Origin of the sequence: Mesorhizobium kowhaii (assembly GCF_003253745.1) — a bacterium.
GTDB classification, from domain to species: domain Bacteria; phylum Pseudomonadota; class Alphaproteobacteria; order Rhizobiales; family Rhizobiaceae; genus Mesorhizobium; species Mesorhizobium kowhaii.
Window position 1 is genome coordinate 223,165 of sequence record NZ_MZXV01000051.1, and the last position, 14,288, is coordinate 237,452.

Here is a 14,288-nt window from a genome sequence, read left to right on the forward strand (position 1 = left end):
TTCGCCGCCGACCCGGAAAACACCATGATCATCACGCTGAAGGATGGCGACGTCATCATTGCACTTCGACCCGATCTCGCGCCCAAGAACGTCGCGCAGATCAAGAAGCTGGTGCGCCAGGGCGCCTATGACAACGTCGCCTTCCATCGCGTCATCGACGGCTTCATGGCGCAGACCGGCGACGTCAAGTTCGGCAACATGAAGAAGGGTTTTAGCGCCGAGGCCGTCGGCACAGGTGGTTCCGACCAGCCCGACCTGCCAGCCGAATTCTCGCAGACCGAGCACTACAAGCGCGGCGTGGTCGGCATGGCCCGCTCGCAGGATCCCAACTCCGCCAATTCGCAGTTCTTCATCATGTTCGCGCCGGCGCCGCCGCTCGATGGCCAGTACACCATCGTCGGCAACGTCGTCAGCGGCATGGATCTGGTGGACCACATCAAGAAGGGCGACGAAGCGGACAATGGCACGGTCACCGACCCTGACCGGATGATCAAGGTGCGCATCGCCGCCGACAAATAACTCTGTTTTCTCAAAAGGATATCTGACATGGCCGAGATCAAGGACCGCGAAAACGCGCTCATCATGGAAACGACCAAGGGCACGGTCGTCATCGAACTTTTCCCCGACCTGGCGCCCGGCCATGTCGCCCGCATGAAGGAGCTGGCGCGCGAAGGCGCCTATGACGGCGTGGTCTTCCACCGCGTCATCGACGGCTTCATGGCGCAGACCGGCGACGTCAAGTTCGGCAATTCGAGCAAGCCTTCCTTCGCGCCGTCGCGCGCTGGCATGGGCGGCTCCGACAAGCCGGACCTGAAAGCCGAATTCTCCAACGCCAACCATGGCCGCGGCACCTGTTCGATGGCCCGTTCGCAGAACCCGAACTCGGCCAATTCGCAGTTCTTCATCTGCTTCGACGAAGCCGCCTTCCTCAACCGCCAGTACACGGTCTGGGGCCAGGTCATCGAAGGCATGGACAATGTCGACAAGATCAAGCGCGGCGAGCCGGTGCCGGATCCTGACAAGATCGTGTCGCTGAAGGTCGCGGCCGACGTCAAGTAAGGTAAAACGACAATGATGGGCGTCGTCTGGTCGCTTTTCGGCATCCTGTCCGGCGCCTTCATTGCCATTCAGGCGCCGATCAATTCGCAGCTGGCGCGCGGCCTGGGGCTCCCGGTCGCGGCGGCTGCGTTTTCGTTCCTATCGGGCGCGGTCGTGCTCGGCATCATCGCCGTCACGGTGGTGAAGCTGCAAGACGTCACGCTCGACTGGAAGGCGCCGGCACCGTGGCTGTTCGTCGCCGGCGGCATGCTCGGTGGCTTCTATGTCACGCTGTCGACGATCCTGACGCCGCGCATCGGCGCCGCCGCCCTGATGGCGTTTCTGGTGGCCGGCCAGTTGCTGGCCGGCATGCTCATCGACCGTGTAGGCTTCCTCGGCGTCGCGGTGCGTGAAATTTCGCTCGGCCGGGTCGCCGGCGCGGTGCTGCTGCTGGCCGGAGCGCTGCTCGTCCGGCTCTACTGATGCGCGTCGATCTATTTGACTTCGACCTGCCGGAGGAGCGCATCGCGCTTCGCCCGGCAGAGTCGCGCGACAGCGCCAGGATGCTGGTGGTCAAGCCTGGCGAAGGGCTCGACGACCGGACAGTTGGCGACCTGCCGTCCCTGCTCAGGGCCGGCGACGTGCTGGTTTTCAATGATACCAAGGTGATTCCGGCGCAGCTCAAAGGCATCCGACGGCGCGGTGAGGCACAGGCTCAGGTCGAAGCCACGCTGCACATGCGCATGGCGCCGGACCGCTGGCTGGCTTTCATGCGGCCGGGCAAGCGCATTGCCGCCGGCGACCGCATCCATTTCGGCCATGACGGCAATTCCTGTTTCCTCGGTCAGCTCGACGCCACCGTGATCGAGAAAGGCGAGGGCGGCGAAGCGCTGCTTGGCTTCGACCTGTCGGGGCCCTTCCTGGACGAGGCACTGCACGCGGTCGGCCACATCCCGCTGCCGCCCTATATCGCTTCGAAGCGCGACGACGACGAACGCGACCGGGCTGACTACCAGACCATCTATGCCAGGGAGGAAGGCGCCGTTGCCGCACCCACGGCGGGCCTGCATTTCACGCCGGAGCTTTTTGCGGCAATCGACGCCAAGGGTGTCGAGCGCCATTTCGTCACCTTGCATGTCGGTGCCGGCACGTTCCTGCCGGTGAAGGCAGATGACACCGCCGACCACAAGATGCACGCCGAGACCGGTTCGGTTAGCAAGGCAACCGCCGACGCACTCAACGCGGTCAGGGCGAGGGGCGGGCGCATCATCGCTGTCGGCACGACCTCGCTGCGCCTGCTGGAGAGCGCCGCCCGCGCAGATGGCACGCTCGCCGCGTGGTCCGGCCCGACCGACATCTTCATCACGCCGGGTTATCGCTTTCGCACCGCCGACATGCTGATGACCAATTTCCATCTGCCGCGCTCGACCCTGTTCATGCTGGTTTCGGCCTTCAGTGGCCTCGACACGATGCGTGCGGCCTATGCGCATGCCATTGAGACCCGTTACAGATTCTACTCCTATGGAGACGCAAGCCTGCTTTATCGAGCGGAGATGAGCGATGGACGATGATCTCAAGAGCCTGGACCGCGATGCACTGATCGCGGAAGTGAAAAAATTGCGCACCGGCATTCGGCAGCATCGCGACGCCACCGGCCATGATTTGTGCTGGTATCATCCGGATCTGTGGGATTTGCTGCCTGAGAAGACCGAGCCATCGATCGCCGTGCCGCCCTGGCCAAAATTCATGCGTGGCTGCATCCAATACCGCCAGTCGCTCGACAAGCAGGCACCTGGCGCACCGGTTCATGACAAGGAATTCAATGGCTAAGCCGTTCAGCTTCAAGGTTCTGGCGACGGACGGCAAGGCGCGGCGTGGTGTGATCGACATGCCGCGCGGCGAAATCCGCACGCCTGCCTTCATGCCGGTCGGCACCGGCGGCACGGTCAAAACGATGTACATGGACCAAGTGCGCGGCGTCGGCGCCGACATCATCCTGGGCAATACCTACCATCTGATGCTGCGGCCGGGCGCCGAGCGCGTGGCGCGGCTCGGCGGCTTGCATGAGTTCGCCCGCTGGCCGCATCCGATCCTGACCGATAGCGGTGGTTTCCAGGTGATGTCGCTGTCGAAGCTGAGAAAGCTGACCGAAAAGGGCGTCACCTTCCGCTCGCATATTGACGGCGCCGCCTACGAGATGTCGCCGGAGCGCTCGATCGAGATCCAGGGCTTGCTCGATTCCGATATCCAGATGCAGCTCGACGAGTGCACGGCGCTGCCGGCCGCGATGAAGGAGATCGAGCGTGCCATGGAGCTGTCGCTGCGCTGGGCCGAGCGCTGCAAGACGGCGTTCGGCGACCAGCCGGGCAAGGCGATGTTCGGCATCGTGCAAGGCGGCGACAACGCGGCACTCAGGGTGCGGTCGGCGCAGGCACTGAGCGCGATGGGGTTGAAGGGCTATGCGGTTGGCGGCCTGGCCGTTGGCGAGCCGCAGGCGGTGATGCTCGAGATGCTCGACATCACCTGTCCGGAACTGCCGGCGAACAAGCCGCGCTATCTCATGGGCGTCGGCACGCCGGACGATATCCTGAAATCGGTGGCGCGCGGCATCGATATGTTCGACTGCGTGATGCCGACGCGAGCGGGCCGGCACGGCCTTGCCTACACCAGGCGCGGCAAGGTCAATCTGCGCAACGCCCGCCATGCCGACGATCCGCGCCCTCTCGACGAGGAAAACGACTGCCCGGCAGCCCGGGATTACTCACGCGCCTATCTGCACCATCTGGTGCGCTCGCAGGAGGCGCTCGGTGCGATGCTTTTGACCTGGAACAATCTCTCGTATTATCAGAAGCTTATGCAGGACATCCGCGCCGCGATCGAGGCTAATGCGTTCGAGACCCGCGCGGCAGAGATTTCAGAAGGTTGGGCGAGGGGTGATATTCCAGCCGCAGCGCGGTCTTAATCGCCTTTGTCTGAAGTGTTTTTGGTGCGCAATTTTACCTGCTGGTGCCATTCTTCAAAAGTCATCCACCCGCGCCGCTCATTGAACCACTCGCTCTCAAGCCGATCTAGCATCTTGGCGTTTGCCGGCTTGAGCATTTCGAAGCCGTAACGCCGATTGGCCTCGTCCAATAGCCCGCGCATTACCCATTTGTTGCTGCAATCCTCCGGAAGAGGGAATAGGGCCGTAATATGCGCCTTAATTCGACCGATAATTCCGAGACCTATGAAGCCGATGTCGTTGTATGAATTGCAATAGTCTGTCCAAAGATCGGGATCATTGCTCTGTATATGCTCCAGTAAAACAATGCCCTGGGCTTCGTTCCATTCGACACTACCATTAACAATTTGTCGATGTTTCTTGATGTGTGCTAGGAATTTCTCCCTACGCAGCAGTCGATTTTCGGGCTGCCACATGACAAATTGAAAAGTGCGCTCATTGGCAAATCGAAAATTAACTGCGCCAGCGCGGTAGTGCTTCCGATGAAGGCCGGGAAACAATTCTTCAATGAATGAACAAATGCGATCGCTCATCGCACTGGAAATGAACCCATTGTTATTCTCGGCATCAAGATAGGCCTGTCATTCTTCGGGGTAGCGTTCCTTGTAGGATGTGATTATGAGGTTGATCTCCTCGGGTGTCCATTCCTTGATCCCTGAAATTCGACCCGGAAAGGTTGCGCGAATTTTGAAAGGAATTGATGCAATCTCTTCGCTTTCAGGCGTCGCCTCCCTCATTTCGGGCTGATAACTACGACTTACATTTTCACGGTGAATGGATGAACGAAAGTTCATCATCCAGAACACGAGCATCAAGAGCGCTGTAAGCCAAACAGCGGAAAAAATCGCCTGCACGACCACGAGATCAAAGCCCCCCACGCAAGTCACACAGTATTGTTGTTGTCACGAAACCCACCACTCCAGCACAGTCACCTTTTGTGATTGTCGTTCAAGTCAATATTCCGCAATCCCATTCAGAATGAAACGGATGCCGAATCCGGATTGCGCTGTCAAAGCGTGATCCTTTCAAGGCGATGGCAATCTTGGGCGTCAACAAGCCTTAAATGGATTGTCTAGGTGCTCAGCGAATTCGACGCGCGCAGGCTGCAGCCGGTGATCTGGAAGCTGCCGTCGGGCTGTTGCTGCAGCGTGTAGACAGCCTCGTAGTCCTTGCCGTCGGGGCCGACGATCAGCACCTGCTGGACGATCGAGGTCGGGCTCGTCTCCTCCACCTTGCCAAAAGAATAGGTCTGCGGCTTGCGCACGGGCGGATAGCCGTTGGTCACCATGTTCATGAAGGTGTCGACGGTCGGGAAGATCTGCTTCACGTTGGGTGCTGCGAAGCTGTAGGCGGTGACGCCGTCATTGGCGATGAACGCTTTCAACTGGCCGTCGATGGCTGCTTGCGCCGCCTTGATCTCGGCATCGCCGGCAAACGCCGACGAGGCCAAGATGAATGGAACGAACGCGAATGCGAAAAACATGTGGCGCATGGCCTGTCTCCGGTGCCCCTTGAGAACGCTGCCTCTCCCCAAAACTGTGCCAAGAGGCATTTTAACATACGCTTGGCGGCGCTTCACGGTTTCAGTGATGGCGATTTATTCGTCTCGCCTCGGTTCAAGCGCGTCATGCCGGTGGCGGCGCTGTGGGAAGCCGTAGCCCAGGTCCAGGTCGGCTAAGTACGCATTCCAACGCTTGAAAGCCCGCCTCCAGTCTGTCAGAAGGGCCGCTTGGACTTGGACGTTTAGGGACGAAGCCATGAGGGCGTTTTTCGTGCAGATCAAATGCGAGTTGGGCAAATCCTATGAGGTTGCCAGCGCGCTTGCCGATGCCGAGATCGCTTCGGAAATCTACTCCACTGCCGGCAACTACGATCTGCTCGCCAAATTCTATGTCGACGACGAGGAAGATGTCGGCCATTTCGTCAACGAGAAGGTGCAGATTCTCCCCGGCATCAAGGACACCTTCACCGTCGTCACGTTCCGCGCCTTCTAGCCACTGAACGCACCTGCTCGGCCACAAGGCAAAGCCTGACCAAGGTCATATTTCAGCTGCCTCAATTTTGGGCAGCCGCCACATACTGATCGTCGGTATCCCTCAAATCACCGATTGCGCTTGATTTTCTCCGGCGACGCCAGTGAAATGGTGTCACAGGGGAGTATGCGATTGGCAGCGTTCGATGAAATGCTTCCGGAAGTTTCCGGATTGAGAAGACCGTATTCGGCTTATGATCGCTGGCTGAAGGAGCAGGATCCGGCCAGGCTTACCGAGAAGATGCAGGACGCCGAACGCGTCTTCCGCAAGACCGGTATCACCTTCGCCGTCTATGGCGAGCAGGAAGCCTCCGAGCGGCTGATCCCGTTCGACATCGTTCCCCGCATCATCTCGGGCAATGAGTGGCGGCGTCTGACGCAAGGCATCGAGCAGCGCGTGCAGGCGCTGAACGCCTTCCTCGACGACATCTACCATCGCCAGGAGATCCTGCGGGCAGGGCGCGTTCCCAGGGAATTGATTGCCAAGAACGAGGCGTTTTTGCCGGAAATGATCGGGGTCAGGCCGCCGGCCGGCGTCTACACCCACATCATCGGCGTCGACATCGTCCGCATCAGCGAGGACGAATTCTACGTGCTGGAGGACAATGCACGCACGCCATCCGGTGTCTCCTACATGCTGGAGAACCGCGAGACGATGATGCAGCTGTTCCCCGAGCTGTTCCAGAAGATCAAGGTGCGGCCGGTGGAAAACTATCCGCAGCTTCTGCGCCAGTCGCTGGCGGCGGTGCGGCCGCAAAGCACCAAGGGCACGCCAACCATCGCGGTGCTGACGCCCGGCAGCTTCAACTCCGCCTATTTCGAACATGCCTTCCTTGCCGACCAAATGGGCGTGCAGCTTGTCGAAGGGCAGGATCTGCGCGTCATCGACGGCCATGTCGCGATGCGCACGACCGAAGGCTACAAGCAGATCGATGTGCTTTACCGCCGCGTCGACGATTCTTTCCTCGACCCGCTGACGTTCCGGCCGGACTCGGCGCTTGGCATACCCGGCATCATGGATGTCTACCGCGCCGGCAACATCACCATTGCCAATGCGCCGGGCACCGGCATCGCCGACGACAAGGCGATCTATTCCTACATGCCCGAGATCGTCGAATTCTACACCGGCCGCAAAGCGATCCTCGGCAACATTCCGACCTGGCGCTGCTCGGAGCCGGACAGCCTGAAATACGTGCTCGAGCACATCGACGAGCTGGTGATCAAGGAGGTCCACGGTTCCGGCGGCTACGGCATGCTGGTCGGGCCGGCGGCGACCAAGAAGGAATGCGAGGATTTTTCCAAGAAACTCGCGGCAAAACCGTCGAACTACATCGCCCAGCCGACGTTGGCGCTGTCGACTTGCCCGATCCTGACCGACAAGGGCCTGGCGCCGCGCCACGTCGATCTGCGGCCCTATGTGCTGGTTTCCGACCGCATCCAGATCGTGCCCGGCGGGCTGACGCGCGTCGCGCTGAAGGAAGGCTCGCTGGTCGTCAATTCTTCGCAAGGCGGCGGCACCAAGGATACGTGGGTGCTGGATGATTGATTTTCATTTGAAGGTTTTTGGATGCTTTTAGGCCGGACCGCCAACGGACTTTACTGGATGAACCGCTACATCGAGCGGGCTGAGAACATGGCACGCCTTGTCGATGCCGGCCTGCGCATGGCGCTGACGCGCACCCAAAGTGCCTCGGAAGAATGGAATTCGGTGCTGCTCAGCGCCGGCTCCGACGTCGCCTTCACGCAGAAATACCAGGACTATACCGCCGCCAATGTCGCTGACTTCCTGTTGCGCGACACGTCGAACCCGTCGAGCACGATGGTGGCGATCGAGACGGCTCGTAACAATGCCCGCATGGTGCGCACCGCGCTGACACGCGAGACCTGGGAAAGCATCAACGAAGCCTGGATGTCGCTGAAGCGGATGCTGGCAAGGCCGATCGACGAGCGCGACCTGCCCAGCGTTCTCGATGCGATCAAGCGCGAGACGGCACTGATCCGCGGCTCGTTCTACGGCACCATGCTGCGTAACGAGATCTTCGATTTCTCGCAGCTCGGCACCTATGTCGAGCGCGCCGACAACACGGCGCGCATTCTCGACGTGAAATACTATGTGCTGTTGCCGTCGATCTCCTGGGTCGGCTCGACGCTCGACAACTACCAGTGGGAATCGATCCTGCGTTCGGTGTCGGCGCACCGCTCCTACCGCTGGGTCTACGAGGCCGACTACAAGCCGACCAACATTGCCGACTATCTGATCCTCAATGTCCGCATGCCGCGTTCGCTGACCTTCTGCTATCGCTTCCTGGCCGAACATCTGAAATTCCTCGGCGACGACTACGGCGAACGCCATGCCTGCCACGCGACGGCCGACAAGACGCAGGCCATGCTGAGGGCCGGGTCGATCAAGGATATATTCGACGCCGGCCTGCATGAATTCCTGGCCAATTTCATTCGTGAGAACACCAGGCTCGGCGACGAGATCGCACAAGATTATCGGTTTAATTGAGCATGATCCCGAACCGAAGGACCGCGATAGCGAAAAGTGGGAACCGGTTTTCGGACGAGATCATGCTCGTAAACGGAAAACAAACATGCGGCTGAAGATCACCCACCGGACCGAATACCGCTACGATGCACCGGTGCACTATCTGCTGCAGCGGCTGCGGCTGCTTCCGGTCAGCGGATCGACGCAGACCGTTCTGTCCTGGGCGCTGGCCATCGAGGGCGCGCGCGAAGAGGTTCGCTTTGTCGACCACTTCGGCAATGACACAAGGCTATTGAGCGTCGAGGGCGAGCGCGACTTCATCACCGTGGAAGCGGCCGGCGAAGTGGTGACGCGCGACACCGCAGGTGTCTCCGGACCACACCAGGGCTTTACGCCGCTCTGGCTGTACAGCCATGAAACACCGTTGACGGCGATCGGCAGCGGTGTTCGCGAACTCGCCGCCGCGGTCGGCAAGGGCACCGACATCGAGCGGCTGCACCGGCTGATGGCGATGATCGGCGAGCGCGTCGCCTACACGCCCGGTACCACCAATGCGGCGACGCCGGCAGAGGAAGCCTTGGCGCTCAAGACCGGTGTCTGCCAGGATCACACCCATATCTTTGCCGCGGCCGCGCGCGCCATGGGCTTTCCGGCCCGCTATGTCAGCGGCTATCTGATGCTGGATGCGACTGTCGAGCAGGCCGCAAGCCATGCCTGGGCCGAAGCGCATGTCGCGGGTCTCGGCTGGGTTGCCTTCGATGCCGCCAACGGCATCTCTCCAGACGAACGCTATGTAAAAGTGGCAACCGGCCGCGACTATCGCGATGCCACGCCGGTGTCGGGAATTCGGCTGGGACAGGCGGAAGAACAGCTTGCGGTCACCGTCACGGTAGAGCAGTAATCCCCCTAGGATTGCCGTTAGAAGAGATTCCATGACCTATTGCGTCGGCCTGAAGATCGATCGCGGGCTCGTGTTCATGTCGGACACGCGCACCAATGCCGGCATGGATTCGATTTCCACCTTCCGCAAGATGCATGTCTGGGAGCAGCCGGGCGAGCGCGTCATCGTGCTGATGTCGGCCGGGAACCTGGCGACGACTCAGGCGGTGGTCAGCCTGCTTGACGAACGCACCAAGGCAATTGCAGATCGTCACGCCACGCTTCTGGAGACGCCGTCGATGTATCAGACGGTGCGGCTGGTCGGCGATACCGTCAAGGAGGTCATCGCCAGTTCGTCACCAGCCGGCGAAAAGGCAGACTCCTACTTCAATGCCTCCTTCATCCTCGGCGGCCAGATCAAGGGCAGCGAGCCGCGGCTGTTCATGATCTATCCCGAAGGCAATTTCATCGAATCGACCGACGACACGCCATTCTTCCAGATCGGCGAGACCAAATATGGCAAGCCGATCATCATCCGCGCCTACGAAAAGACGATGAGCCTCGCCGAGACGGTGAAGCTGCTTCTGGTGTCGTTCGATTCGACGCTGAAGTCGAATCTGTCGGTCGGCTTGCCGCTCGACCTGCTCTTCCTGGAAAAAGACGCTTTCAAGGTTGGGCTGAAGAAGCGGATCGGCCAGGACGACCAGTACTACCGCACGATCTCGGATGGCTGGTCGAGTGCGCTGAAGACAGCTTTTGCCAGCCTGCCCGATTTCCCGGGGTAGGGCGCGCGGCATTCGCTGGCGGTTGCATATATTTCACATGTTAAATAATATCGAACCTTGAAGAGCCAGCCGTGACGAGCGGCGGCGAGGGATCCTGTCGGGAGGACACGATGAACAATGATGATTTCCGGCAATGGTCGCGGCGCGCCGCCGATTGGGGCGCCGATTACCGCAGCACGCTGCGCGACCGCCCGGTGCGGCCGCTGGTCGAGCCGGGCGACATCTTCAGGAGCATAGAGGCTGCGCCGCCTGAAGATGCGGAACCGATGGACAGGATTTTTGCCGATTTCGAAGAGAAGATTCTGCCGGGGATGACGCATTGGCAGCATCCGCGCTTCTTCGCCTATTTCCCGGCCAATGCGGCGCCGGTCTCGGTGGTGGCGGAATATCTGGTCTCGGCGATGGCCGCACAGTGCATGCTTTGGCAGACGTCGCCGGCGGCGACCGAGCTCGAAACGCGCACTGTCGACTGGATGCGCCAGGCGCTCGGCCTGCCGGACGGGTTCTCCGGAGTGATCCAGGATTCGGCCTCGTCGGCGACACTGGCCGCGGTGCTGACCATGCGCGAGCGGGCGCTCGACTGGCAAGGCAACAGACAAGGCCTGGCAGGGCAGGCGCGATTGCGCATCTATTCCTCCGACCAGGTGCACACTTCGATCGACCGGGCGATCTGGGTCTCGGGCATCGGCGAGGACAATCTTGTGCGCATTCCCGTCGGTGGCCGTTTTCGCGCCATGGACACGGCAGCGCTTGAGGCGGCAATCGTTGCTGACCGGGAAGCTGGCATGCTGCCGGCCGGTATCATCGCTTGCGTTGGCGGCACCAGCACGGGCGGCACCGACGACATCGCCGCGGTTGTCGAGGTGGCGCGGCGGCATGGCCTCTATCTTCACGTCGATGCGGCCTGGGCCGGCTCGGCGATGATTTGCCCCGAGTATCGCCATTTCTGGGCGGGTGTCGAAGCGGCGGACTCCGTGGTCTTCAATCCGCACAAATGGCTGGGCGCTCAGTTCGATTGCTCGATCCAGTTCCTGCGCGATCCCGAAAGCCATGTGCGGACGCTGGCCATCAAGCCGGACTATCTGAAAACCCACGGCCATGACGGCATTATCAACTATTCCGAATGGTCGGTGCCGCTCGGCCGACGGTTCCGCGCGCTGAAATTGTGGTTCCTGCTGCGCGCCCATGGGCTGGAAAGCCTGCGGACGATGATCCGCAACCATGTCGCCTGGAGCGAAGGCCTTGCCGCGCGGCTGGCAAAGGAGCCGGATTTCGAGATCGTCAGCGAACCGATGCTGTCGCTGTTTTCCTTCCGGCACAGGGCCGCAACCGGCGCCGATGCGGACGAACACAATCTGCGGCTGGTCAACGCGATCAACGACGATGGCCGCATCTACCTGACGCAGACGAGAGTCGATGGACGAGTGGCAATCCGGTTCCAGGTCGGACAGTTCGAGGCGACCGCCGGCGATGTCGATGCCGCCTTCGTCGTCATCACCGAAATGGCGCGCGGCTTGGCCTGAGTTGGCCAAACCTGGAGTGCGCTGGCGTTTGCCTTTGCAGTCGTGTCGATTTCATTAGCCGGCTCATGCCTTTTCATTGGTTTCGTTTTCGACTATAGACAAGAAAAACGAAAACGGGAGCTCGTCCATGTATCTGTCGCCACGCCATGCCGAAATCATCCAGATGGCCAAGGATCATGGTCGCGTGCTGGTCGACGATCTGGCCACCCACTTCAATGTGACGCCGCAGACCATACGCAAGGATCTCAACGACCTGTGCGATCAGCGGCTGCTTTCGCGCATCCATGGCGGTGCGTTGTTCCCGTCCGGCATCGAGAACATGGAGTATGAGGCGAGGCGCAAGATCGCCGCCGACGAGAAGGAAGCGATCGGCCGCGCGGCAGCCAGGCTGATCCCCGACAACGCCTCGCTGTTCATCAACATCGGCACCACGACAGAGGCGGTCAGCAAGGCATTGCTCGATCACAGCGGGCTTATGGTCATCACCAATAACATCAATGTTGCCAATAGGATGCGCATATATCCGTCGATCGAGGTGGTGATTGCCGGTGGGGTGGTGCGCGGTTCCGATGGCGGTGTCGTCGGCGAAGCGGCAGTCGATTTCATCCGGCAGTTTAAGGTCGACTATGCCGTGATCGGCGCATCGGCCATCGACCATGATGGTGCCTTGCTCGACTTCGATTTCCGCGAGGTCAAGGTGGCGCAGGCGATCATCGCCAATGCGCGTCATGTCATCCTGGTTTCCGATCAGACCAAATTCGAGCGCACCGCGCCGGTGCGCATCGGCCATCTGTCGCAGGTCAACACCTTCATCACCGACCGCTGCGACATCCCGTCGGTGCGCAAGATCTGTCAGGAAGCCGAGGTTCAACTGATCGAGACGTCGCTCGGCTAAGCGGTCTCGGTATATCATCACGCGCCTGTGATATTTCGTTTGACATTCGTTCTCATTTCGAAATAATCCCGATACGGTTTCGTAAAAACCTAAAAATGCTGCAATGCGAAATCGCGGGAGGGCTTTGTGGACGCAATCCGAGACATCTTCGTCATCGGTGGCGGCATCAATGGTTGCGGCATTGCCCGCGATGCCGTCGGGCGTGGCTTTTCCGTCTTTCTCGCCGAGATGAACGACCTTGCCAGCGGGACCTCCTCAGGCTCGACCAAATTGATCCATGGCGGCCTGCGCTACCTCGAATTCTATGAATTCCGCCTGGTGCGCGAGGCGCTGATGGAGCGCGAGGTTCTGTGGAAGAACGCTCCGCATATCATCTGGCCGATGCGCTTCGTGCTGCCCTACGCCAAGGGCCTGCGTCCGGCCTGGCTGATCAGGCTCGGCCTCTTCCTCTACGACCACATTGGCGGGCGCAAATTGCTGCCGGCGACCCGGACGCTGGACATGACCAGGGATCCGGCCGGCAAGCCCTTGAAGCCGCTGTTCAAAAAGGCCTTCGAATATTCGGATGGCTGGGTCAATGATGCGCGGCTGGTGGCGCTGAATGCGCGCGATGCCGCCGATCGCGGCGCGACCATTCGCACCCGCACGAAAGTGGTCGGCGCGCGCCGCGAAAACGGTTTGTGGACGATCAAGATCGAGAACCTGCAGACCGGCGCGACCGAGGAGATCAAGGCAAGGCTGCTGGTCAACGCTGCCGGCCCCTGGGTCGATCACGTGCTTTCCGGCGTCGTCGGCCTCAACGATGTGCACAATGTCCGCCTCGTGCAAGGCAGCCACATCGTCATCTCCAAGAAGTTCGACGATCCGCGCGCCTATTTCTTCCAGAACAAGGATGGCCGCATCATCTTCGCCATTCCCTACGAGGAAGAATTCACCCTGATCGGCACCACCGACCAGGATTATCCCGGCGACCCGCATGACGTGAAAATCAGCGACACCGAGATCGACTACCTCTGTGCCGCGGCAAGCGAATATTTCGCGCAACCGGTCAAGCGCTCCGACATCGTCTGGACCTATTCCGCCGTCCGTCCGCTCTACGATGACGGCGCCTCCAAGGCGCAGGAAGCGACGCGCGACTATGTGATCAAGGCTGATGGCGGCGAGGGCGCTGCGCCGATCGTCAATGCGTTCGGCGGCAAGATCACCACCTATCGCCGGCTGTCGGAATCGATGCTGGAAAAGATCGAGGGTTTCCTCGGCAAGCGTGGCAAGCCGTGGACGGCAAACGCGCCACTGCCGGGCGGAGATTTCCCGGCCACCGGCTTCGACGCGCAAGTGGCGAAGCTGAAATCGGCCTATCCCTTCCTCGACGCACGCCTGGCGCGCCGGCTGACCCGGCTTTACGGGACGCGTGCGCAGGTTCTGCTGGGCCTGGCCAAATCGAATGCCGATCTCGGCCGCAATTTCGGTGCCGATCTCTACGAGGCCGAGATACGCTACCTCGTTGAAAACGAATGGGCGGTCACCGCTGAGGATGTGCTATGGCGCAGGACCAAGCGCGGCCTGCATCTCGGCCGTGAGCAGGTGGCATCGCTCGACGAATTCATGCGCGGCATAAGCCGGCGGCATGTCGCAGCTGCCGAATGA

At 60.7% G+C, this 14,288-nt stretch carries 17 protein-coding genes; 14 read left to right on the forward strand and 3 right to left on the reverse strand.

The annotated features are described in order from the left end of the window. Window positions 1–24 precede the first annotated feature (24 nt). Genes B5V02_RS23540 through tgt form a run of 6 tightly spaced genes read left to right on the forward strand, consistent with a single transcriptional unit; the run spans window position 25 to window position 4,000 of the window. The gene (locus B5V02_RS23540; protein ID WP_245446159.1) at window positions 25–519 is read left to right on the forward strand and encodes a peptidylprolyl isomerase; all 495 of its coding nucleotides are present in this window, start codon (window positions 25–27) and stop codon (window positions 517–519) included. 27 nt (window positions 520–546) lie between these two features. Further along, window positions 547–1,059 carry a peptidylprolyl isomerase gene (locus tag B5V02_RS23545; RefSeq protein ID WP_111546459.1) on the forward strand — a complete coding sequence of 171 codons (513 nt, stop codon included), beginning with the start codon at window positions 547–549 and terminating at the stop codon, window positions 1,057–1,059. 12 nt (window positions 1,060–1,071) lie between these two features. Continuing rightward, a complete protein-coding gene (locus B5V02_RS23550) occupies window positions 1,072–1,521 on the forward strand; it encodes a DMT family transporter (RefSeq protein ID WP_111546460.1) in 450 nt (149 codons plus the stop codon). Further along, the gene (gene queA, locus B5V02_RS23555; RefSeq protein ID WP_111546461.1) at window positions 1,521–2,609 is read left to right on the forward strand and encodes a tRNA preQ1(34) S-adenosylmethionine ribosyltransferase-isomerase QueA; all 1,089 of its coding nucleotides are present in this window, start codon (window positions 1,521–1,523) and stop codon (window positions 2,607–2,609) included. The genes B5V02_RS23550 and queA overlap by 1 nt, the downstream gene beginning before the upstream one ends. Continuing rightward, window positions 2,599–2,868, forward strand: coding sequence for a hypothetical protein (locus B5V02_RS23560; RefSeq protein ID WP_111546462.1), 270 nt, complete (start codon window positions 2,599–2,601; stop codon window positions 2,866–2,868). Before queA ends, B5V02_RS23560 begins: the two co-directional genes overlap by 11 nt. Beyond that, window positions 2,861–4,000, forward strand: a complete 1,140-nt coding sequence (gene tgt / locus B5V02_RS23565; protein ID WP_111546463.1) for a tRNA guanosine(34) transglycosylase Tgt — start codon at window positions 2,861–2,863, stop codon at window positions 3,998–4,000. Before B5V02_RS23560 ends, tgt begins: the two co-directional genes overlap by 8 nt. Here the strand turns inward: tgt and B5V02_RS23570 are convergent. The 3 genes from B5V02_RS23570 to B5V02_RS23580 form a co-directional block, all read right to left on the reverse strand. After that, on the reverse strand, window positions 3,997–4,572 hold the full coding sequence (locus B5V02_RS23570; protein WP_146606141.1) for a hypothetical protein: 576 nt from the start codon (window positions 4,570–4,572) through the stop codon (window positions 3,997–3,999). The genes tgt and B5V02_RS23570 overlap by 4 nt on opposite strands. 48 nt (window positions 4,573–4,620) lie before the next feature. After that, window positions 4,621–4,917 (reverse strand): hypothetical protein, encoded by a 297-nt coding sequence (locus tag B5V02_RS23575; RefSeq protein WP_111546465.1) that lies wholly within the window; start codon window positions 4,915–4,917, stop codon window positions 4,621–4,623. 194 nt (window positions 4,918–5,111) lie between these two features. Continuing rightward, window positions 5,112–5,531, reverse strand: a complete 420-nt coding sequence (locus B5V02_RS23580) for a DUF4864 domain-containing protein (protein ID WP_111546466.1) — start codon at window positions 5,529–5,531, stop codon at window positions 5,112–5,114. Between the two features lie 265 nt (window positions 5,532–5,796). Here B5V02_RS23580 and B5V02_RS23585 point away from each other — a divergent pair, with 265 nt between their 5' ends. The 8 genes from B5V02_RS23585 (at window position 5,797) to glpD (ending at window position 14,288) form a co-directional block, all read left to right on the forward strand. Then, a complete protein-coding gene (locus B5V02_RS23585; protein WP_095085044.1) occupies window positions 5,797–6,033 on the forward strand; it encodes an Lrp/AsnC family transcriptional regulator in 237 nt (78 codons plus the stop codon). A gap of 171 nt (window positions 6,034–6,204) precedes the next feature. Next, window positions 6,205–7,617: a circularly permuted type 2 ATP-grasp protein gene (locus B5V02_RS23590; protein ID WP_167458630.1), complete on the forward strand. Its 1,413-nt coding sequence runs from the start codon at window positions 6,205–6,207 to the stop codon at window positions 7,615–7,617. 21 nt (window positions 7,618–7,638) lie between these two features. Further along, window positions 7,639–8,580 (forward strand): alpha-E domain-containing protein, encoded by a 942-nt coding sequence (locus B5V02_RS23595; protein ID WP_111546468.1) that lies wholly within the window; start codon window positions 7,639–7,641, stop codon window positions 8,578–8,580. Between the two features lie 85 nt (window positions 8,581–8,665). Further along, complete coding sequence (locus B5V02_RS23600; protein ID WP_111546469.1) at window positions 8,666–9,460, forward strand: transglutaminase family protein; 795 nt, start codon at window positions 8,666–8,668, stop codon at window positions 9,458–9,460. A 31-nt stretch (window positions 9,461–9,491) separates the two neighbouring features. Further along, window positions 9,492–10,223, forward strand: a complete 732-nt coding sequence (locus B5V02_RS23605) for a proteasome-type protease (RefSeq protein WP_111546470.1) — start codon at window positions 9,492–9,494, stop codon at window positions 10,221–10,223. A 110-nt stretch (window positions 10,224–10,333) separates the two neighbouring features. Further along, window positions 10,334–11,746, forward strand: coding sequence for a pyridoxal phosphate-dependent decarboxylase family protein (locus B5V02_RS23610; protein WP_111546471.1), 1,413 nt, complete (start codon window positions 10,334–10,336; stop codon window positions 11,744–11,746). 127 nt (window positions 11,747–11,873) lie between these two features. Then, the gene (locus tag B5V02_RS23615; RefSeq protein ID WP_111546472.1) at window positions 11,874–12,641 is read left to right on the forward strand and encodes a DeoR/GlpR family DNA-binding transcription regulator; all 768 of its coding nucleotides are present in this window, start codon (window positions 11,874–11,876) and stop codon (window positions 12,639–12,641) included. 126 nt (window positions 12,642–12,767) lie between these two features. Beyond that, window positions 12,768–14,288 carry a glycerol-3-phosphate dehydrogenase gene (glpD, locus tag B5V02_RS23620; protein WP_111546473.1) on the forward strand — a complete coding sequence of 507 codons (1,521 nt, stop codon included), beginning with the start codon at window positions 12,768–12,770 and terminating at the stop codon, window positions 14,286–14,288.